Origin of the sequence: Pigmentiphaga aceris, from assembly GCF_008119665.1 — a bacterium.
In the GTDB taxonomy this organism is placed as follows: Bacteria; Pseudomonadota; Gammaproteobacteria; order Burkholderiales; family Burkholderiaceae_B; genus Pigmentiphaga; species Pigmentiphaga aceris.
Genome location: NZ_CP043046.1, coordinates 2936097 through 2955899, shown reverse-complemented (window position 1 = coordinate 2955899; position 19803 = coordinate 2936097). Strand labels below are relative to the sequence as shown.

Annotated in this window: 19 protein-coding genes; 15 read left to right on the top strand and 4 right to left on the bottom strand. The window is 61.3% G+C overall.

Annotation, left to right across the window (positions count from 1 at the left end):
• Positions 1 to 10: 10 nt before the first annotated feature.
• Positions 11 to 652: a TetR/AcrR family transcriptional regulator gene (locus tag FXN63_RS12870; RefSeq protein ID WP_148815408.1), complete on the bottom strand. Its 642-nt coding sequence runs from the start codon at positions 650 to 652 to the stop codon at positions 11 to 13.
• A 217-nt stretch (positions 653 to 869) separates the two neighbouring features.
• On the opposite strand from FXN63_RS12870, the gene FXN63_RS12865 reads away from it, so the two are divergent.
• The 8 genes from FXN63_RS12865 (at position 870) to FXN63_RS12830 (ending at position 9042) form a co-directional block, all read left to right on the top strand.
• A complete protein-coding gene (locus FXN63_RS12865; RefSeq protein ID WP_148815406.1) occupies positions 870 to 1376 on the top strand; it encodes a MaoC family dehydratase in 507 nt (168 codons plus the stop codon).
• A gap of 4 nt (positions 1377 to 1380) precedes the next feature.
• Positions 1381 to 2334 (top strand): SDR family NAD(P)-dependent oxidoreductase, encoded by a 954-nt coding sequence (locus tag FXN63_RS12860; protein ID WP_148815404.1) that lies wholly within the window; start codon positions 1381 to 1383, stop codon positions 2332 to 2334.
• Between the two features lie 125 nt (positions 2335 to 2459).
• Positions 2460 to 2846: an acyl-CoA thioesterase gene (locus FXN63_RS12855; protein WP_148819277.1), complete on the top strand. Its 387-nt coding sequence runs from the start codon at positions 2460 to 2462 to the stop codon at positions 2844 to 2846.
• Between the two features lie 94 nt (positions 2847 to 2940).
• Entirely contained in the window at positions 2941 to 4143 is a 1203-nt protein-coding gene (locus FXN63_RS12850; RefSeq protein WP_148815402.1) for an acetyl-CoA C-acyltransferase, read from the top strand.
• Positions 4144 to 4428: 285 nt separating this feature from the next.
• Complete coding sequence (locus FXN63_RS12845; protein WP_148815400.1) at positions 4429 to 4797, top strand: hypothetical protein; 369 nt, start codon at positions 4429 to 4431, stop codon at positions 4795 to 4797.
• Between the two features lie 191 nt (positions 4798 to 4988).
• Positions 4989 to 5498, top strand: coding sequence for a sigma-70 family RNA polymerase sigma factor (locus FXN63_RS12840; protein WP_148815398.1), 510 nt, complete (start codon positions 4989 to 4991; stop codon positions 5496 to 5498).
• The gene (locus FXN63_RS12835; RefSeq protein ID WP_148815396.1) at positions 5485 to 6489 is read left to right on the top strand and encodes a FecR family protein; all 1005 of its coding nucleotides are present in this window, start codon (positions 5485 to 5487) and stop codon (positions 6487 to 6489) included. The genes FXN63_RS12840 and FXN63_RS12835 overlap by 14 nt, the downstream gene beginning before the upstream one ends.
• Positions 6490 to 6585: 96 nt before the next feature.
• Positions 6586 to 9042 carry a TonB-dependent siderophore receptor gene (locus FXN63_RS12830; RefSeq protein ID WP_246165127.1) on the top strand — a complete coding sequence of 819 codons (2457 nt, stop codon included), beginning with the start codon at positions 6586 to 6588 and terminating at the stop codon, positions 9040 to 9042.
• An 89-nt stretch (positions 9043 to 9131) separates the two neighbouring features.
• Here the strand turns inward: FXN63_RS12830 and FXN63_RS12825 are convergent, their stop codons facing one another.
• Complete coding sequence (locus FXN63_RS12825) at positions 9132 to 10025, bottom strand: LysR family transcriptional regulator (protein WP_148815394.1); 894 nt, start codon at positions 10023 to 10025, stop codon at positions 9132 to 9134.
• Between the two features lie 99 nt (positions 10026 to 10124).
• On the opposite strand from FXN63_RS12825, the gene FXN63_RS26910 reads away from it, so the two are divergent.
• Positions 10125 to 10499, top strand: coding sequence for a hypothetical protein (locus tag FXN63_RS26910; RefSeq protein ID WP_222864121.1), 375 nt, complete (start codon positions 10125 to 10127; stop codon positions 10497 to 10499).
• A gap of 191 nt (positions 10500 to 10690) precedes the next feature.
• Complete coding sequence (locus tag FXN63_RS12815) at positions 10691 to 11821, top strand: MFS transporter (RefSeq protein ID WP_148815391.1); 1131 nt, start codon at positions 10691 to 10693, stop codon at positions 11819 to 11821.
• Between the two features lie 64 nt (positions 11822 to 11885).
• On the opposite strand, the gene FXN63_RS12810 is transcribed toward FXN63_RS12815, so the two are convergent.
• Positions 11886 to 12944: a DMT family transporter gene (locus FXN63_RS12810; protein ID WP_148815390.1), complete on the bottom strand. Its 1059-nt coding sequence runs from the start codon at positions 12942 to 12944 to the stop codon at positions 11886 to 11888.
• An 89-nt stretch (positions 12945 to 13033) separates the two neighbouring features.
• On the opposite strand from FXN63_RS12810, the gene FXN63_RS12805 reads away from it, so the two are divergent.
• The 5 genes from FXN63_RS12805 to FXN63_RS12785 all read left to right on the top strand — a co-directional run bounded on the left by FXN63_RS12805 (position 13034) and on the right by FXN63_RS12785 (position 18307).
• Positions 13034 to 13921: a LysR substrate-binding domain-containing protein gene (locus tag FXN63_RS12805; RefSeq protein WP_246165126.1), complete on the top strand. Its 888-nt coding sequence runs from the start codon at positions 13034 to 13036 to the stop codon at positions 13919 to 13921.
• A gap of 188 nt (positions 13922 to 14109) precedes the next feature.
• The gene (locus FXN63_RS12800; RefSeq protein ID WP_148815387.1) at positions 14110 to 14703 is read left to right on the top strand and encodes a 2-hydroxychromene-2-carboxylate isomerase; all 594 of its coding nucleotides are present in this window, start codon (positions 14110 to 14112) and stop codon (positions 14701 to 14703) included.
• 3 nt (positions 14704 to 14706) lie between these two features.
• Entirely contained in the window at positions 14707 to 16152 is a 1446-nt protein-coding gene (locus FXN63_RS12795; RefSeq protein ID WP_187395189.1) for an FAD-dependent oxidoreductase, read from the top strand.
• A gap of 166 nt (positions 16153 to 16318) precedes the next feature.
• Positions 16319 to 17209 carry a haloalkane dehalogenase gene (locus tag FXN63_RS12790; RefSeq protein ID WP_148815383.1) on the top strand — a complete coding sequence of 297 codons (891 nt, stop codon included), beginning with the start codon at positions 16319 to 16321 and terminating at the stop codon, positions 17207 to 17209.
• Between the two features lie 108 nt (positions 17210 to 17317).
• A complete protein-coding gene (locus tag FXN63_RS12785; protein ID WP_148815381.1) occupies positions 17318 to 18307 on the top strand; it encodes an NADP-dependent oxidoreductase in 990 nt (329 codons plus the stop codon).
• Between the two features lie 12 nt (positions 18308 to 18319).
• On the opposite strand, the gene FXN63_RS12780 is transcribed toward FXN63_RS12785, so the two are convergent.
• Positions 18320 to 19798 carry an amidase gene (locus FXN63_RS12780; protein ID WP_246165125.1) on the bottom strand — a complete coding sequence of 493 codons (1479 nt, stop codon included), beginning with the start codon at positions 19796 to 19798 and terminating at the stop codon, positions 18320 to 18322.
• Positions 19799 to 19803 lie beyond the last annotated feature (5 nt).

Below are 19803 nucleotides of genomic sequence, written 5' to 3'. Positions count from 1 at the left end.
GCGCGCCGAATCAAGTTCGCGCGGCCAAGCCCGACATCTGGGTATCCACCAGCTTTTCCGCCAGAATCTCGCGGTCATCGCGGGTTTCACCCAGACGCGGCCGGTACCACACGGCAATCCAGTTGATTGCGCCGAGCGCGGCCTTGATGGCGATAGATACGTCCGGAATGCGCAGCGACCCGTCTTCCACGCCCTCGTAGGCAACCCCCTTGAACAGCGCCTCGAAGTCGTTGCGGATGGTCATCAGTTCAGCCAAGGTGCGTCGTTGCGCAGGCGTGGTCGCCCCCAGGCGATGCATGTGCACGCCCTGCACCACCACCGTCTCGAAAGCCAGGTTTTCCATCATGGACAAGGCGTGATGCCGAAGCATGTGCGCCAGCCGCACGGCACCCGTGCCGGGCAGTTTCATAGCCGGCCGCACCGCGTCGAAATTGCGCCGCATGCCTTCGCGATGTACATCGAAGAACAGATCGGTCTTGGACCGATAGTAATGGTAGACACGGCCCTTGGTGGCACCCAGCCGACGCGCCACGTCATCAATGCTGGAAGCGTGAAAACCTTGTTCTGTGAAGCACTCGGCGGCCGCAGTCAGAATTTCGATATTGCCGGCCCCATCGGTGCGCGGGGCCGTGGCCGCTGCGTCGATTTTCATGCTGAACTTCTCCGTTGTTCCCGCCAAGTATGTTTGTAAGTACGCTGCCAGTGCGTTGCCGGCAGCGCTTATTGCCAGCTTCTGTGCCGATTTTCGCTTGCGTGTTGCTCGATTGATCTGCTGAGTCATTAATCATCAGGCTTCCAATCAAACATGAATAACCCGCACAGCCCACAAATTATACTACTCAGTATGTTTTTATGGAGAAATGGTCATTATGCCCAGTGATTCCGCCCCGTCACCTGCAATTCCAGATCTGATCTACGCCGACCCTGCCGTGCGCGATTTATCCGCCCGGGTAGGCCACGAGCTCGGCGTGTCCGACTGGTTTGTGGTCACCCAGACGCAGGTCGACATGTTTGCCGAAGCCACCCAGGACTTCCAGTTCATTCACGTTGACCCTGCACGTGCAAGGCGTGACAGCCCGTTCGGCGGGACCATCGCACACGGCTTTCTGTCGCTGTCCTTGCTCAGCGCGATGAGCTTTCAGGTGCTGCCGCAGATTCCGGGTTCGATCGGCATCAACTATGGCTTCGACAAGGTGCGCTTCCTGACGCCGGTTCGTGTGGGCACCCGCGTGCGCGGCCGTTTCACGTTGGCGGCACTGACACCCCGCACACCCACCGAATTTATGACCCGCTACAGCGTCACCGTTGAAATCGACGCCGCCGAGCGCCCCGCGCTGGCCGCCGAGTGGCTGACCATGACCATTCTGAAAGGATGACCCGATGACCACTGCTTCCCAGACAACAGCTTCCTCAACCCAAACCGAGCAACGCTTCGACGACCGCGTGGCCATCGTCACCGGCGCGGGCAACGGCCTTGGCCGCAACCATGCGCTGCAACTTGCCGCGCGCGGTGCCCGCGTGGTGGTGAACGACTTTGGCGGGGGCCGCGACGGGGCTGGTGCATCGACGGCTGCCGCCCAGGCGGTGGTCGATGAAATCGTGGCGGCGGGTGGCCAGGCCATTGCCGATGGTGCCAACGTCTGCGACCCGGACGCCGTGCAGGCCATGGCCCAACGCGCGCTCGACACCTGGGGCCGCATCGACATCCTGATCAACAACGCCGGCATTTTGCGCGACAAGAGCTTCGCGAAAATGAGCGCCGACGATTTCAACGCCGTGGTGGACGTGCACCTGCTGGGTGCCGCCAATTGCGCCCGCGCCGTCTGGCCCACCATGCGCGCCCAGGAATACGGCCGCATTCTGATGACGTCCTCAACATCCGGGGTCTTCGGCAACTTCGGCCAGGCCAACTACGGCGCGGCCAAGACGGCCCTGATCGGCTTGATGAACGTGCTGCACCTGGAAGGTTTGCGTTATGGCATCAAGGTCAACGCTTTGCTGCCCACCGCCGCGACCCGCATGACGGCAGAACTGTTCGACGCCGACAGCCTGCGTGCGCTCGACCCGAGCTTCGTGACACCCGCCGCCTTGTTCCTGGTGGGCGAAGCAGCCCCCAGCCGCACCGCCTTGCTGGCAGGTGCCGGCACCTATGCCCGGCTTGCCGTGGTCGAGACCGAAGGCGTCTACCTGCCACCGGACCAGCGCACCCCCGAGCAGATCGCCGCCCATTTCGACGAGATTGCCAGCCTGGACAAGATTCTTGAGACACCCGAAGGCTTCGCCCATGTGTCGCGCATCTTGACGCGCGCCAAGCAGGCAGAGGGCCGCGCGTGAATACCGCCACTGCCCAAAAATCGGGTGTCCTCAACAACAAGGGCGACTCGGAACAACCGGCAAACACCAGTGCATCGCCCCGCCCGGTTGCCAGCCATCGGCGCGCCTATGCCCGCCTGCTGCCCATGACCACACGGCTGCGCGACACCGACGTCTACGGCCACATGAACAACGTGGTCTACAACGAGTATTTCGACACCGCCGTCAACCAAACCTTGATCGAGCTGGGTGTGCTCGATCTGGTGCACAGCCAAATCATTGGCCTGGTGGTGCAAACCAACACCAGTTATTTCCGCCCGGTTGCCTTTCCCGACCGGGTCACGATCGGCGTGCGCGTCGGACGTCTGGGGCGCACCAGCGTCACCTACGAATTTGCGATGTTCCGCGAAGACGATGACCTGGCCGCCGCGCAAGGCAGCTTCACCCACGCCTACGTGGGCCGCGCCGACAACCGCCCTGTCGAACTGCCCGCACATCTGAAAGCCGCTTTGCAGACATTGATCGCTTCGTAACGCCTGCAGGCGGTCTTCCTGAAAGACCGCCTGCCATCCAGAGCAGCAACGCTGCGATCCCACACACCCATCGATACTGACTCAGGAAACTTCCATGAGAGAAGCTGTCATCGTCTCCACGGCGCGCACGCCCATCGGCAAAGCCTATCGCGGCGCGTTCAACGACACCACGGCACCCGCGCTCGGCGGCCATGCCATTGCCCACGCCGTGCAGCGCGCCGGCATCGACCCTGCCCAGGTTGAAGACGTGATCCTGGGCGCGGCCTTGCAACAAGGCAGCACCCACATGAACATCGCCCGCCAGGCCGCGTTGCGCGCCGGCCTGCCCGTGAGCGTGCCTGCCATGAGTGTGGACCGGCAATGCGCGTCCGGCCTGATGGCTATTGCGATTGCTGCGCGCCAGATCCTGCATGAAGGCATGAACATCACCGTGGCAGGTGGTCTGGAGTCGATCTCGCTGGTGCAGAACGACAAGATGAACCTGTCGCGCTGGCACGACCCGGACCTGATGCGCGACTGCCCTGCGGTCTACATGAGCATGCTGGAAACCGCCGAACTGGTTGCCGACCGTTATGGCGTGTCGCGCGAGGCCCAAGACGCCTACGCCCTGCGTTCACAGCAGCGCACGGCAGCCGCGCAGGCCGCTGCTCGCTTCGACAATGAAATCGCCCCTATGCAAGCCGTCCGCCGCGACGTGGACAAAGCAACTGGTGCAATCACACACACCCCTGTCACCCTGGCCCGCGACGAAGGCAATCGGCCCGACACAAGCTTGCCAAGCCTGCAAGCCTTGGCACCCGTCTTCAAAGGCGGCCAGCAAGTTGGCGCAGGTCGCTTCATCACCGCGGGCAATGCATCGCAATTGTCGGACGGCGCAACGGCCTGCGTGTTGATGGAAGCTGCCGAGGCCCAACGCCTTGGCCTGGCACCGCTGGGCATCTACCGAGGGATGGCGGTTGCGGGCTGCGCACCCGACGAGATGGGCATCGGCCCGGTGCTTGCCGTCCCCAAACTGCTGGCGCAACACGGCTTGCGCATGGACGACATCGGCCTGTGGGAACTGAACGAAGCCTTCGCCTGCCAGGTGCTGTACTGCCGGGACAAGCTTGGCATTCCCGACGAATTGCTTAACGTGAACGGCGGCGCGATTTCCATCGGTCACCCCTACGGCATGTCAGGCGCACGGATGGCCGGACACGCGCTGATCGAAGGCAAACGAAGGGGTGCTCGCTACGTGGTCGTGACCATGTGCGTGGGCGGCGGAATGGGTGCTGCAGGGCTATTTGAAATCGTCTGAGTTACTGATTGCTTCCGACTTGCTGACGGCAAACTGAAATCCTGAAAAACCCGTCCAAATGCGTGAAGCAATCGGCCTGAAAGCCCGTAGCAGCGGGCTTTTCCACTACCAGAAAGCGCCTCATTCAGGCAGATGAGACAGCAAATAAATATGCCAAAAACATCGGTGTCAGGACCATACAACGAGCGCGCAAAAATACTTGGATACAACCAGTTTTTATTTGCAATAGCTATCTAGAATTCGCTCGTCAACCACCCGGTTTTTTTACAATAAAGGCTGTCACCCATGTCGATCATCAAACGCACTCTTTTGGCTGTGGCAACCGTTGCCGCACTGACCTCTTCGGCAGCTTTCGCAGGCGACGCCGACTTCACGCTGTTGAACCGCACCGGCTACGACATCCGCGAAGTTTATCTGTCGGCCAGCAACCGCAACTCGTGGGGCGTCGACCGCATGGGCGACGTCGTGCTGGAAAAAAACAAGTCGCGTCTGTTCAAGTTCCGCGATAGCGCCGCTTGCAAGCAAGACCTGAAAGTGGTCTTCGACGACGACGCTTCTGAGGTCGTGTGGAAGGGTTTCGACCTGTGCGAAATCAACAAAATCACGCTGAAGTACAACCGCAAGACCGACGAAGTCTCGGCTGAAACCGAATAATTCGCATGGTGTGTGACACGGGCCTGTGCCTCGCTCGATAGCGACGCGGGTCCAGCAAGACAAGGGTCGATTCCGAATTGCATCGGAATCGACTTTTTTATTTCTCGCCGGATTCGATCCCCTGGCGTCCGTGCACCAGCTTTGCTACGCTGCGTCGAATCGTAAAATACGAATCGTTCGCATCGACACTCATGGAAGCTGCCGCCGTGCCATCCCAGCCCTACCCGCACATCGACGCGCTCTACAGCGAGCATCAGGGCTGGTTGCAGGCTTGGCTGCGCCGGAAACTGGGCTGCAGCCATCGCGCGGCCGACCTTGCGCACGACACATTTCTGCGGTTGCTTACCTCGCGCATGCCGGCCGATCTGGACGAGCCGCGCGCCTATTTGAGTACCGTTGCGCGCAACGTGCTGTTGAATCATCAGCGACGCCAGAAACTCGAACAAGCTTGGTTGGCAGAACTAGCGCTGGTGCCCGAAGCATTGGTGCCATCAGAAGAGGACCGGGCGATCATGTTGGAAACGCTGCTTGCCATCAGCGTTCTGCTCGATGGTCTGTCGATCAAAGCACGACGTGCTTTCCTGCTCAGCCAACTGGACGGGCTGACCTATGCCGAAATTGCCGCCGAACTCGGTGTATCGGCCAGCCGCGTCCGTCAGTACATGGCCGACGCCCTGACACGTTGTTATGCGGCGCTTTGAAGCCGAGGCAAGCGGTCCACCCCCTGATGCGTTTCCTGCCAGCGGCGCACCGGACCCGATTGCCGCGCAGGCCATTGCCTGGGCCGTGCACCTGCGCTCTGGCGAGGCCACCTTGCGTGATCGTGCCGACTTCGACACGTGGCGCAAGGCAGACCCTCGCCATGAGGCCGCGGCAACCCACATGGAACACGCGCTTGGCCGGATAAGAGAGCTTCCCGACAGTTCGGCGGGGCGACAGGCCATGCGCCGCAGCCTGCTGCCCAGTGCCAACCGCCGTCGCGGACTGCGCAATACATTGAGTCTGCTGCTGGCGGGCGGTGCGCTTGGTCTGCTCTGGGCTGAGCGACAGCGCCCCTTGTCGGCCCTGGTCGCCGATTTCACGACGGGTACCGGCGAGCGCCGTGTCATTGCACTGCCCGATGGCAGCCGCCTGTGGCTCAATGCACGCAGCGTGGTCGACATGGACTTCGATGGCGGTATGCGCCGGTTGCATCTGCGCAGCGGCGAGTTGATCGTCGACGTTGCCCAAGACGCTGCACGCGCCTTTGTCGTGCACACGGCACAAGGCCGCGTGCACGCGCTGGGCACGCGCTTCATGGTCAGCCAGCACGAAGGCAGCACGCTGGTTGCGGTGCTGCATTCCTCGGTGCGCATCGAACCGCTGCACGGCGCGGCCATCAACATCAAGCAAGGTCAAAGCGCGCGCTTCACCGCTCAGGGTGCCACGCTGGACGCCATGACGCCGCGCGCTGCAAGCGCATGGACCGACGGCTTTGTCGAGGTACACGACCGCAGTCTTGAAGAGGTGGTCGATGCCTTGCGCCCATACCGCACCGGGCTATTGCGCGTCTCGCCGCAGGCCGCGCGCCTGCGCATTACCGGCAGTTTCCCGCTTGACGACAGCGACCGCACCCTGGCTGCGCTGGAACAGGCACTGCCGATCACCGTTCAGCGGCGTACCGATTGGTGGGTGTCCATCGACATCAAATAAAAAAAGTTTGCGCCAGCCCTGTCACTTTTCTTCGCTCGCGGTTCAAGGCTTATGAAGCACCTGTTTCCGGCCTTCTTCATCCATCCAGAGAACCGCATGCACACCCGAATCCGTCCCACCGCAGCTTTTCGCGCGCTGCAACCACTATCGTTTGCCACGTTGATCCTGATGTCGGGTGCGCTGGCCGGACACGGTGCCAATGCGCAGACCAGTGCTCAGACCAATGCCAACCAGCTCGCCGCCTACGACTTGCCCGCCGGTCCGCTGGACGCAACGCTAACCGGCATTGCGCGCCGCGCCGGCCGCATCATCGCCGTCGATCCTTCGCTGGTACGTGGTCGCAACAGCGCGCCCGTGCGCGGCAACCTGAGCGTTGAACAAGCCTTCGCGCAAGCCTTGACCGGCAGCGGTCTTGAAATCGTGTCGAGCGGCAATGGCAACTACAGCCTGCGCGCTGCGCCGCCGAGGCCCGAGGCGGCAGCACCCCGGAACACCGTGTTGCCCACCGTCACCGTGACCGCCGACACCGAACAGGAATCCCCCACCGGCCCCGTATACGGTTACGTTGCCCGGCGCAGTGCCACCGCCACCAAGACCGACACGCCAATCGTAGAGACGCCGCAGTCCATCAGCGTGGTCGGCACCGAAGAAATCGAGATGCTCAAGGCCCAGGGCCTGCAAGACGTGCTTGGCTACGTTGCCGGCGTTGCGCGCAACGAAGCCGCTGACCGCACCACCGACCAATTCTTCCTGCGCGGCTTCCAGGCCACGTCGGACCTCGGCACCATGTATCGCGACGGTCTGCGTTACGGTGTCACGCGCTACGACGGGCGTCAGGAACTCTACGGTCTGGAGCGCGTCGAGGTGCTCAAGGGTGCATCGTCGGTGTTGTTCGGTGCGGCCGCGCCGGGCGGCATCATCAACACCGTCAGCAAACGCCCTACTGCCCAGCCCCTGCGCGAACTGAACGTGGAGACAGGTTCGTTCCAGCGCAAACAGATCTCGGGTGACTTCGGTGGTCCTCTGGACAACGACGGCGTCTGGTCGTATCGCCTGACCGGCCTGAAGCGCGACAGCAACAGCTTCGTTGACCACGTGCCCGACGACCGCGACTACCTGTCGGGTGCCCTCAAATGGCAGCCCAGCGCAGCAACGTCGCTGACGCTGCTTGCCGAGTATCAGAAGGACAAGACCGTCTACGTCTACGGCCTGCCCGCAGAAGGCACTGTCCTGCCCAACATCAACGGCCGCATTCCCCGGAATCGCTTTGTTGGCGAGCCAGGCTTCGACCGCTTCGAGACCAAGCGTGTGTCGGTTGGCTACCAGTTCGAGCATGCTTTTGATGCCCAATGGAAGCTGCGCAACAGTCTGCGCTACACGCGCATGGACAACGACTTTCCGTATGTCGAGATCTGGGGTGGCGTGAGCGACGATCAGCGCCGCACCGGCATGCGCTGGGCCACCCTTCGACAAGACAACAGTTCGTCCATCGTGTCCGATACGTCGGTGGAATACCGTGTCACGCAAGGCCCGGTGAAGCACACCGTGCTGGTCGGGCTGGACTACTCCGCGCCGCGTGAGGAAACCGAGCGCTACACACTGGAAGCCTCTGCGCTCGATTTGTTCGCGCCCATCTACACCGGGGCCATCGGCACCGAACGCATCCCCAACACCTTCTCGTACCGAAACAAGGCCACGCGCCTGGGTGTGTACATGCAGGACCAACTCAAGATCGCCGACAAGTGGGTCGTGCTGCTGGGTGGCCGCTACGACACCGTGCGCTACGACGACGTGGGCGTATTCGGTGGCGTCCGGGCCGACAACGAGCGCAACCACGCCTTCACTGGCCGCGCCGGCCTGGTTTACCTGGCAGACAACGGCCTGGCACCCTTCGCCAGCTACAGCGAATCCTTCGAGCCCAGCACCGGCGTGGGACGCGACGGCAATCGCTTCGAACCCTCAAAGGGCAGGCAGATCGAAGCCGGCCTGCGCTTCCAGCCAAACGGCACCAGCACCATGCTGTCTGCAGCCGTCTACCAACTGGAACGCCGCAATGTGCTTGTCAGCGACCCGCAGAACAGCGACTTCAACATCCAGGCCGGCAAAGCCCGTTCTCGCGGGCTGGAACTTGAAGCACGCACCCGCATTGGTCGCAACGCAAATCTGATCGCCGCCTACGCCTACACAGACGCACGCACGACCCAGGCCAGCCCGGCCACCCCAGAAGACAATGGCAAACGACTGGACAGCGTCCCGTACAACCAGCTGTCGGTCTGGAGCGACTATGGATTCGGTGACTTCGGCCTGCCGGGGCTGCGCATCGGCGCAGGCGTGCGATATGTCGACAGCACTCGGGGTGCGGCGCACGGAAACAGCGTAACGGTGCCGTCCTTCCTGCTGGTCGATGCCATGCTCAGCTACACCACCGGCCCGTGGAAACTGGCCTTGAACATCACCAATCTGACGGACAAGACCTATGTGGCGAGCTGCACCTACGGGTGCTTCTATGGAGAACCGCGCAAGGCGATCGCCACCGCAACGTACCGGTGGTGAAAGTCGGCTGAGTGGCCGAGGGCGTCGTTACTGACAAAGCGCTGGCTGGCATGGTGCCCAAACACCTAAGCAGCCACGCCAGCGCGAGCTTATCGCCGGTATCTCAGCGCATCCACGAATGCTGAAAATGCTGGCGATGCCTGGCGTCGGTTCGGGTAGTACAAATGAAAGCCCTGAAACGTCGGGCACCACTCGGCCAACACTTCCTTGAGCCGGCCATCGGCCAGATAAGGCGCTACCAACTGCTCCGGCACATAAGCCAGCCCGATACCGTCGAGCGCAGCGTTCAGCACATGCATCATGCTGTTGAACACCAACTGCCCTTCCACCCTCACGGTGAATTCGTCGCCGTCCTTGGCAAACTCCCACGCGTAGACCGACCCTGCTGGGCGATGCCGGATATTGATACAGGCGTACTTGGTCAGCTCGTGCGGCGTCGCTGGCACCGGGTTCTTCTCGAAATAGCCAGGCGACGCCACCAAGGCCAGTCGCCAGTCCGGGCCAATACGCGCCGCTACCATGTCTTTGCTGATGGCCTCGCCCATACGAATCCCAGCGTCGAATCGTTCTTCGACTACGTTGGTAAAGCCGTAATCGACATAGAACTCCAACGTGATGTCTGGATATTCGGCCAAAAATTTGGCCAGCATGGGCCGCACACACAATTCCAGCGAGTCATCGGTGCATGTCACCCGGATGGTGCCGCGCGGCTTGTCCCGCAACTCGCTGAGCGCATCGACCTCTGCCGCAATCTGATCGAACAAGGGTGCGATCGAGCGCATCAGGCGCTCGCCTGCCTCGGTGGGCGACACATTGCGCGTCGTCCGAGCCAGCAGGCGCACCCCCAGTCTTTCCTCCAGCGCCCTGATGGTATGGCTGACCGCCGATGGCGTAATGCCAAGCCTGGCCGCGGCTTTGGTAAAGCTCTGGTCACGGGCAACGGCCAGAAAGGCCTGCAGGTCATTGACTTTCAGATTTGACATTGCTGAATTTAGCTCACAATTTCATCAAGATTGTACCCACTAAAACAATACCGCCTGATCCCGCAAGATGGAATCCTAATTTAAAAGGCTCCATCGACCATGACCACGACACCAGGCATCGACCCGCAGATCGAGGCAGCAAACACCAAGAATCCAGACCGCCGCGACTTCATGAAGACCACCGGCGCAGGCTTGGCCGCACTGGGTTTCCTATCGCTCAACGGGGGTGCTGCATTGGCAGCGGGTGCAGGAAATTTGTCGCGTGCGCCGGCTGGTGCCGACAACTTCTTCAAAAGCGACAACGTGACTGTGCAGAAAGTCACGTTCAAAAACCAATACAACATGCAGGTTGCCGGCCCAGCCAAGGAATTGGTGTGGGTGCCCGGCGCGGGTCACGTCGACCTGTACGACCGCAGCCCGTTGATTCCGTGGACCAAGCTCACGTCCTTCTTCACGCAGCACCTGAAAGCCTGAACGAAATCTCCGTTATTCGCGGCATGCCTGCGCGGGCCGGTCGACGACAGGTCGTGTCGGTTGGCCCTTGCTGCAAAGTTTTTTTGAATAGTGATCGTGTCATGACTGCTCAACATTCTCCCTCTCAAATCGGCTCCGCCGCAGGCGCGTACCGGGCTGGGGAACCCGCTTTCTGGAGCGGCGTCTTTGCGATGACGCTGTGCGTCTTTGCGCTGATCGCCTCGGAATTCATGCCGGTCAGCCTGCTGACACCCATGGCGTCAGACTTGAACGTTACCGAAGGCCTGGCCGGTTACGGCATTGCCATTTCGGGTGCTTTCGCCGTGCTGACCAGTCTGTCGATCTCGACCCTGGCCGGCACAATGAACCGCAAGACACTGTTGCTGCTGTTGACTGCGGTCATGTGCGCATCCGGTCTTGTGGTTGCCATGGCCCCCAACTATGTCACCTACATGATTGGCCGTGCATTGATAGGCGTGGTGGTGGGCGGCTTCTGGTCCATGTCAGCTGCTGTTGCGATGCGACTGGTGCCTACCGGCAGCGTGCCGAAGGCCTTGGCGATCTTCAACGGCGGCAATGCCTTGGCGACCGTGGTTGCAGCGCCCTTGGGCAGCTATCTTGGCGGCGTTATTGGCTGGCGCGGTGCGTTCTTCTGCCTGATTCCTGTCGCAATTATTGCGCTGGCCTGGCAATGGATCAGCCTGCCACCCATGAAAGCCGCAGCACATGAAACAGGCACGAACAACGTCGTCACCTTGTTGAAAAACCCGCTGGTGTTGCTGGGCATGCTGGCCGTGGGCACGTTTTTCATGGGGCAATTCGTGCTGTTCACCTACGTGCGGCCGTTCCTGGAAAACGTGACCCGTGCCGATGTACCGACCTTGTCGATGATTCTGTTGACGATGGGAATCGGTGGCTTTGCAGGGACCACGCTGATCGGTACGTTTCTGAAAATGAGCATGTACCGCACCTTGATCGTGATTCCGCTGGTGATGACCGCCATCGCGTTGGCGCTCATCACCTTCGGCAGCAATCTGATCGCGACCTTCATGCTGCTGGGCGTGTGGGGCCTGGTGGCCACAGCTGCGCCCGTGGGCTGGTGGTCGTGGCTGGCCAAGGCCTTGCCCAAAGACGCTGAGGCAGGCGGCGGCCTGATGGTGGCGGTGATTCAGCTGTGCATTGCGCTGGGATCGACGCTGGGCGGTTTGCTGTACGACGGCTTTGGCTATCGCATGACCTTCATGGCGAGTGTCGCGCTGCTGGTGCTCGCATCGGTGCTTGCGTACCAGACGTCACGCATGGATGCGGCGCGGGGTAAGTGAACCGCAGTCTGACATAGCCCTTTGGAACCCCAGCCACGGCATGACCTTGCAGCGCGCCGCTACCTCAGCGGCGCGCTGCGCGGGTAACCAGCCAGATGCCTGCGCCCGACACCACTGTTCCCACCAGCATCAGCCACGACAGCGGTTCGTCGAACATTGCCCATGCCCACAGTAGCGTCACGGCCGGGCTCAGGTACAGCACACTGGCCACCCGCGTCGGTGACGAGCGTTGCAGGCAGATCCAGTACAACGCGTATCCACCCAACATGGGCAGCAACGCCGTCCAGAGCACACTGACCGCAAAACCTGTGCTGGCAACCGGCAGCAGGCTACCTTCCATGCCCGCGACCACCGCGAAGACCAGTGCCGAGACTGCGCATTGCAGACACAGATTTGGCAGCAACCCAAGCACGCCGCCAGCTTCAGTGCGCTTTTGCCAAAGCGTGGCCAAGGCCAGCGACAGCATGCCCAACAAAGGCAGGCTGTATGCCCACAACGGCGCATCGCTCCACGCCAAGGCGTCCTTGGTCACCAGCAACACGCCAGCCAATCCCACGAACAGGCCCAGCCATGTGCGCAGGCCAAGCCGCTGCCCCAAGACAAGCGTTGCCAGCACTGCCGTGCCGATGGGCAGCAGATCGGCAATCAGCGCGGTCAACCCGGCCGACACGCCGTATTCGATGCTTTTGCCAATACCTGCCAGGTAGCCAGCAATCGCCAGCACACCGATACCCGCATGGCGAAGCAGCACGGCAGGACGCGTGCGCTGCAACTCGGCTGCCACCCAGGGTAATAGCAACAAGGCGACCACCACGCAGCGCCAGAACGCCACCAAAAAGATGGGCGCGTGGTCGATGGAAAAACGTGCGCCGATGAAACCCGAACTCCAGGCGATTACCAGCGCTGCTTCCAGCACGATCAACGGTACGGCGGCAAGCGCAAGGCGTTTGGGCGCGGCCGGGGGGCTTGATGCGGAACATGCGTGGGACACCGTGCGAGCCTCAACGCAAGCCGTGCTGCGTGCGCTTGCCGAACAAACGGCGGACGTCCGCGTGTCGTGATCGTCATGCGAAGGGTCACCGGGATAGCTACATGCCTTGGAAATCGAAGTGGACTGGGTCATACGCAAATCTCCTTTGCCATGACCTTAAAAGTGCAGCGTGATTCAATAAAGCAAAATATACTGACCGAGTCATATCGAAAATCGAAATCATGAATGCCAGCATAAGCGCCACCCTGGACATCGATCTGCTGCGTACCTTTCACGCCGTTGCGCGCCTGAACCAGTTTCGGGCGGCGGCGGACCATGTCAACCGCAGCCCCGCTGCGGTCAGCATGCACATTCAACGCCTGGAAGCAGTGGCAGGCGGACGGCTGCTGGAACGCGACAATCAGTCTGTGTCGCTTACCCCCTTGGGCCAGCGCCTGCTGGCGGGCACCGCCGAATTGCTTCGCACCCATGACAAGGTCTTGAGTGAACTGCACGGCAGCAGCCTGACGGGGCACGTAAAACTTGGCATGTCGGATGAATACGCGGAGAACGTCATCCGGCACATCCTGCCGCTGTTCACCGAACGCTGGCCGAATGTCGTCCTGGAAATCACCATTGCAGCAAGTCTGGCCCTGCGCGATCAGATCGCACGCGGACGGCTGCACCTGGCCTTGGCCATACAGCCGACTGGCAAACGTCCCGATCCCCATGCCTTGGCAACAACCACACCGGTGTGGGTAGGCAGCGCGACGCGCGGGCTAAGTACGCCAAATTCGTTGCCCGTGTCTGTGGACGAACCACTGCCACTTGCCATGCACGTGGCAGACTGCCCCTATCGGGAAGTGATGCTGAACACGCTGGCGCAGTCCGGACGCGCCTGGCGGGTGGTGCTCAGCAGCCCGTCTTCGCAGGCGGTGGAAACCTGTGTCGAGGCCGGCATGGCAATCAGCATGGTTGACCGGTCTCGCGTTAGCCCGCTGATGCGCGTGCTGGAAGACCTGCCCGCCGCTCCGCCGCATGAAGTCGTGCTGCTGCGCGCGCCCGATGCCCACACAGATCCGATCACCGACTTGCTGAGTGCGGCCATCCGGCAGCACTTCAGCCCTTGAGGATTTTCGTCTGGCAAGGGCTGCCAAAGAAAATCAACGGGTGCCGGAAATTCCATGCACAAGCCAATATCAATATTGATTTGTTATATGCATATTCATTAACCACACGATAATGAAATTGGCTGCCTACCTTATGCTTTTGACGCGATAATTTCTTTTTCCGAACATTATGTGTCGCGTAGATCGCCATGGCTCTCATCATTGAATACTTCCACTCCCTGTCATCGCCTTGGGCATACTTGGGAGGGCAGCGGTTCTACGATATTGCAGCCAAACACGGGGCAACCATCGTGCCCCGTCCGATCTTCGTTCAGCAGGAAAACGGCGGTATTCCGCTGCGCAGTCGCCCCGATGCGCGCCAGAATTACCATGCGCTGGAACTCGACCGCTGGCGCAAATTCCTGAACTTGCCGCTGAAACTCAAGCCGGCCTTCTACCCCACCGACCCGCTTGGTTCCTGCTTGATGGTGATCGCCGCGCGCCAGTTGGGTGTGGATGCCAACGCGCTTTCGCTCAGGCTGCTGGAAGCGCTGTGGGCCAACGACCGCGACGTGCGTGCGCCGGAAGTTCGCATTGCGGTCGCCAACGAAACCGGGCTGGATGGCGAAGCGCTTGAAGCCTACGCTGCGCGCGATGAAGTGCGTGCCGAGTGGGACAAGAACAAACAAGACGCCATTGCGCTGGGAATCTTCGGCACCCCCAACTATGTGTTGGATGGCGAAATCTTCTGGGGCCAGGACCGCCTTGATTTCCTGGATCGCGCGCTGGCCGCGAGGGCTTGAATCTTGAGCGTTGTCACCCCTGCCGCCCTGGCGGCGCTGGAAGCGCGCGCGCAAGCTGAACTGCTTTATCGGGATTTTCCACACCAGCAATGGGTGCGGCCACAGACCGTGGACGGTGCCCGCGTGCGCGACGTGGTCATCGTGGGCGCGGGTCTGAGCGGCCTGGGCATCGCATTCGGCCTGCTGCGCGAACAGATCAGCAACATCGAGGTCATCGACCGCGCACCGGCAGGCGTCGAAGGCCCCTGGCTGACCTACGCGCGCATGTTGACACTGCGTACTGCCAAAACCCTGGTCGGCCCCGACCTTGGTGTCGCCAGCCTGTCGTTTCCTGCCTGGTACACCGCCGTCTATGGCGATGCCGCCTGGGAATCCCTGACCTTGGCAAGCAATACCGACTTCATGGCCTACCTGGTGTGGTTCCGTCGTGTGGCGGGTATTCCGGTCAGCAATGGCGTTGAACTGCTGGGTGTGCAGCCCGCAGGAAACCTACTGGCCCTGGACATTCTGCAAGACGGCGTGCGGCAGACTTGGCACACCCGAAAGCTGGTGCTCGCCACGGGTTTGCCGAGTGCTGGCCCACTGCTGCCGGGCTTCACCAAAAACCTTCCCCGCCATACCTGGGCGCACAGCGCCGACGATATCGATTTCCACGCACTGCGCGGCAAGCGCGTGGCGGTATTGGGCGCGGGTGCATCAGCGTTCGACAATGCTGCAGTCGCGCTGGAACACGGTGCTGCCAGCGTGCATCTGTTCGCCCGCCGGGCGCGCATCGAGCAACCGGCCATCAAGACGCCACTGGAATTTGCCGGCCTGTACCGGTACTTCCGTGACCTGGGTGACGATCAGCGCTGGCGCATCATGCGCCGCCTGGCCCGGCACAGTACGCCGCCACCGCCGTACAGCATTGAACGCTGCACGCGGCACCAGAACTTCGGCATGACGACATCGTGTACCTGGAATCAGGTACAGCACGAGGGGCACGGTGACGTGGTTCGCATCGATACCTCGCACGGTGTACACGAGGTCGATTTCATCATTCTGGGCACGGGCTTCTCGGTGGACGTGGCGCGCCGCCCAGAATTGGCGGGCGTCGCCCACGACATCGCGCTTTGGCGCGATTGCTACACGCCACCAGCTGACGATCGGCCCGATCTGGTGAACAGTCTGGCGCAAGCCCCCTACCTGGGACCGCACTTCGAGTACTGCGCCAAGCCGGGGCACGTCGCGCCGTGGCTGGACCACATCCACGACTTCGGCATTGCATCACTGCTGAGCATGGGGCGTGTCAGCCTGGGCGTGCCGGGCATGAAGTTCGGCCCGCCGCGCCTGGTAGAGGGCATCTCGCGCAGCCTGTTCCTGCAAGATGCCGATTGGCACGAAGCCAATTTGGCGGCTGCCGAAGCGCTGGCCTTGGCGGATACGCCGGAGACTGGCAGCGTAATCTGACGCGGACTCGCAGAATGGCAGCGCCCAGCGGCGGGCATTGCTGTTCTGCAAACTCATTAGTCATAAAAACCATACTTAGCGTCGATAATTCATCCTACTTGAAACACCGATTATTGGAGCAAATAATCCATATCTGATCGATAGATAACTCCATTAGACGGTAAAAATGAACCAGCCATCCGCTCAAGCCTTTGCCCCCAAGAAATTCCTCGATATTCATGGGCATCGAATGGCCTATATCGATGAGGGCGAAGGTGCCGCGATCGTTTTCCAACACGGAAACCCCGCATCTTCATACCTTTGGCGCAATGTCATGCCGCATCTGAAAGGCATGGGCCGGCTGATCGCTCCTGATCTGATGGGAATGGGAGATTCGGAAAAACTCGATCCTGCGCTTGGGCCATCGCGCTATTCATTCGGCGAACAGAGCAAATACCTGTCCGGCCTGCTAGACGCACTGCACATGGGTGACAAGGTGATTCTGGTCTTGCACGATGTCGGCTCGATTCGGGGCTTCGACTGGGCGCGCAGGCACAGCGACCGCGTACAGGGCATTGTCTACATGGAATCGATCGTCGCGCCACTGGAAGTGACGGACTTCCCCGACTACGTGCAGCAGCAGATCAATCAGATTACGCCGGATGCCATGGAGGCATCGCTGCAAGGACTTGATTTTCTGGACAATTTCCTGCTTGGCGCGCGCGACTTCTCCGACGTCGAAAAGGCCTATTACCGTGCCCCCTTCCTCAACCCCGGCGAAGATCGTCGGCCGATGATTTCGATCGATCTGCCGCTGAAAATAATGTCGGAGGAAACAATACCTGTCGCAGAAGCATATTCGCGTTGGCTGGCAACCAGCGAAATTCCCAAGCTCATGATCAAGGCCGATCCAGGCTACTTATTAAAGAATCGTCTCTATGACATCGCCAAAACCTGGCCGAATCAGACAGAGGTGACGGTGCCTGGCTATCACTATATTCAGGAAACCGCCCCGAATGAAATCGGCGTTGCCATCTCCGAATTTGCAAGTCATCTGCGCGGTATTGCCAGGGACTAATTTCCTGCCCGGATAAACAACGGGCACATCCAATCGAATTCAAGGTTTACGGTCTCACACCCGAGAGGCCAGAACTGTCACGTCTACACATTCCCAAAGGACAAGATCATGAGCAATAACGAACATCAACAGACTGAAATTAGCAGCGATAAAAAAGAACACTTGAACCAAGCAAAAATGCGAGCCGTGGTACTGGAAGCCTTTGAAGGCTTTGAAACACTGCGTGTGAACGAAGTAAACGTCCCGCAGCCTGGCCCTGGGCAACTGCTGGTCCGCGTGCACGCAGCGGGTGTAAACCCGGTGGATATCGTCGTGGCGCTAGGAATGCTGCAACAGATGATTCCGCTCGACCTGCCAAGCGTCGTCGGCGGCGAAATTGCCGGCGTCGTGGCAGCAGTGGGGGAAGGCGAAAGCGACTGGCAAGTGGGTGACGAGATACATGCGCTGCTGGGCATCGCGGGCGCCTTTGCGGACTATGCGCTGGTGCCTGCGGCAGCAGCGGTGCGAAAGCCTGCGGACATGAACTTTGCCGAGGCGGCGGCGCTGCCGACGGCTGCCGCAACGGCTGCGGCAGCCCTTGATCGCGGAGAGGTCGGCAACGGTACACGCGTGGTGATTCACGCAGCGGCCGGCGGCGTCGGGTCGATCACCGTCCAGTTGGCCAAAGCGCGTGGTGCCCATGTGACCGCATTGGCGTCTACGGGCAATCTCGATTTCGTGACTGCACTCGGTGCCGATGTGGTGGTCGATCGCACCACCGGTGCCGATACGGAAATTCGCGATGCCGACGTGGTCATCGACGCGTATGGCCCATCCGCCCAGGAGCGGTCTTGGATGATGCTGCGGCCGGGTGGCGTGCTGGTCAGTCTCGTCGCAGAGCCCTCAGCCGAGAAAGCGGCAGCACGTGGCGTTCGTGCCTACCGCATTTTCGGCAATCGCGATCGTTCAACGCTGGAGACGGTTGATGGCTTTTACGAGGCTGGCAAGCTGAAACCCCGCATCATGCAGCGCTTCCCGCTTGAGCAGGCAGTTGATGCATTGAAGCTCGTGGCCACGGGACAAGCCCAAGGCAAGATCGTGCTCGATCTACAGGCTTGATTTGCAGCCGCCTTACCACCCCGGCGGCGGCACAAAGTCACCCAGTTGCTGCTCCAACAATTCCGCCAACACCAACGGTGTCTTGTCCTCCAGGTACGGGCCAATGATCTGTACACCCACCGGCAAGCCCTTGGCGTTGCGCGCCACAGGAATCACGGTTGCAGGCAAGCCCGCCACCGTGGGCACACCCACCCACACAAACAGATTCAGATACGGCACCGCACTGCCGTGCACATCGACAAACCGCGCATCACGCGGTTGGCTGTGATCGTGCGCGAACGCTGCGCTGACCGACACCGGCGTCAACACCGCATCGTAAGTCTCGAAGAGCTTTTCCCAGCGATCACGCAGGGCCAGACGCGCCTCGTTGGCCAGCAGCCAATCGCGATGGCTCAGGAACGAGGACCGCACCCGCACCGCTTCAAAACTGTCGTCATCGGGTGCCAACGCATCGACAGCAATACGTGCCGTATCGAAGAACGCGGCCGGTTTGTAGGCCAGGCTGGTGCCGATCAGCAACTGCTGGTAGACCTTGTGCGAAGCCACCAGATCGGGCAACAGATCACTGGTGGTGTCCACCTTTACACCGGCATCTGACAAGATTGCCTGCACCCGATCCAGCGGCAGCGTGGCGTCGTCACTGGCGGCAAGCAATGGATGCTCGCGCAGCACCAGTACCCGGAAGTCGCGCAGCGCGGTGTGGCGCGCAGGCGGCAAGCTGACGTGAATCGCCTTGCGCGCAAGCGGGTCGTTGTTGATCAATACGTCGAGCGCAATCGACAGGTCTGCCGCACGCCGCGCCAAGGGGCCGGCGCAGGACAGGTCACGTTCCGCAAACCGCCCAGGCGGCACGCCGTTGCCCACCATCGACACAATGCCGTAAGTCGGCTTGTGCGCCGCTACCCCGCAGAAATGCGCCGGAATGCGAATGGACCCGCCAATGTCAGTGCCCACCTCCAGCGCCACAAACCCCGCAGCCACTGCCGCCGCCGAGCCGCCCGAAGACCCGCCCGGTGTGGTGCTGGGGTTCCACGGATTGTCGCTGCGACCGTAGATGGCGTTGAAGGACTGAATATCCCCCAAGGCCAGCGGCACGTTGGTCTTGCCCACGATGATGGCACCCGCGCGTCGCAGCGCGTCCACCACGGCAGCGTCCTTCGTAGCCACCAAATCGCGGTAGGCCGGATCACCCGACGTAGTCGGCAAGCCGGCCACGTCGAAAGACTCTTTCACCGTCACCGGCACGCCCAGCAGGGGCAGACGCTCGCCGCGCTGCAAGGCCGCGTCGGCAGCACGCGCGGCCACCCGTGCGCGGGCAGCGTCATGCACCACCACGGCGTTGATCTCGCCATCGCGCTCGGCAATGCGTGCCAAGGCGCGCTCCAGCAGGTCGATTGCCGTGACCTGCCCTGCTGCCAAAGCCGCCACCACTTGCCGAAGATCGGCATAGGCCCAATCCTGGCTTTGCTTGGTCACCGGGCGGGTTTCCACGCTTG